1 pseudogene is annotated in these 1,301 nt (G+C 55.8%); it reads right to left on the reverse strand.

What is annotated here, in order from left to right:
* Positions 1 to 106: 106 nt before the first annotated feature.
* Positions 107 to 1,240, reverse strand: a pseudogene (locus HIJ39_RS22975) (IS3 family transposase).
* Positions 1,241 to 1,301 lie beyond the last annotated feature (61 nt).

Raw genomic sequence — 1,301 nt, forward strand, 5'->3', positions numbered from 1 at the left:
GTAAAGTGGACCCCGTTGTCAAGACAGTTTTTTAGTCCCTCAAGTGTGAGACTGTAATCCCCTTTCTTTGTCTTACTTTAAGAGTTATTATCCCAGGGCCTAAGACCTAAATTCCTGGGGTGTTCGAGACCGGATAAAACCAGGATGCCGGCGTGGTGTAGCCGAGGGGTGGAGCCGCTCGTGGTTGTAAAGGGTGAAGTATCGGGCAAGGCCTTGATGGGCGTCACGCGGCCCGGAATAGTCGTGGAGATAGACTTCTTCGTACTTCACGCTGCGCCACAGGCGCTCAGTAAAGATATTATCCAGGGCCCGTCCTTTACTGTCCATGCTGATTTGCACTTCTTGGGCCAAGAGCAGCGCCGTATATTGCGGGCTGGTGAAATGGCTGCCTTGGTCGTGATTCCAAATCGTCGGAACAGCGATCGTGAGCGCCCGCTTCGCGGCCGTGAGCACAAACGGCAGTTCCAAGGTTTCGGACAGTTCCCAGGCCACGACATACCGAGAGTACCAATCGATAATGGCCACCAAGTACAGCCAACCGTGCACGAGCCGAATATACGTCACGTCAATGCCCCACACATGATTCGGGTACGCGGGGGTCACCCCCTTGAGGAGATACGGATAGACCTTGTGCATGGGATGCGGTGTGCTCGTATGCGGCCCGGGGGCCACCCCCCAAATGCCCATCTCCCGCATATACCGCTGCACCCGCTTGCGATTGATGGCATGGCCTTCCCGCTGCAACTGGGCCGTCATGCGCCGCGATCCATAGAAGGGCCGGTCCGTATAAATTTCGTCGATGCGGTGTTTCAAGGCCACTTCAACCGGGTCCGGCCCGACGGGCCGGTAATAGAGGCTGGACCGATTAAGACTCAGCAGAGCTGTTTGTGTGGTCAAGGGGAGTGCTTCGGGTCCCCAATCCAGTAAGGCCCGGCGCTCACCGGCTGACAGGGTCGAGGCCAGATTTTTTTTTGAGCCACTCGACCTGCGTGGTGAGCTTGCCGATTTCGGCATAGAGCTCGGTCAGCTGCTGGTCGTGGGCGTCGGCTTGTTGCTTGAGCGCCTGGGATTCCGTAAATAGATGCGGAAAGTTCTCGAGTGCTTGGCGCTTCCAGCGGTGAAGTTGGCCGGGGTGAATTTGATGCTCGGCGGCGATTTGAGTCACCGTTTTTTCTTCCTTGAGCATCTCCAGTACCACTTGGGCCTTGAACGTGGCGGTATGATGTTTTTGTTTCGACATGACGTGTCCAGTGTAACACTTGAGCCCCCTAAAATTTGTCTAGATTCTGGGGACCACTATA

It is taken from the genome of Sulfobacillus harzensis (assembly GCF_012933365.1).
In the GTDB taxonomy this organism is placed as follows: Bacteria; Bacillota; Sulfobacillia; order Sulfobacillales; family Sulfobacillaceae; genus Sulfobacillus_B; species Sulfobacillus_B harzensis.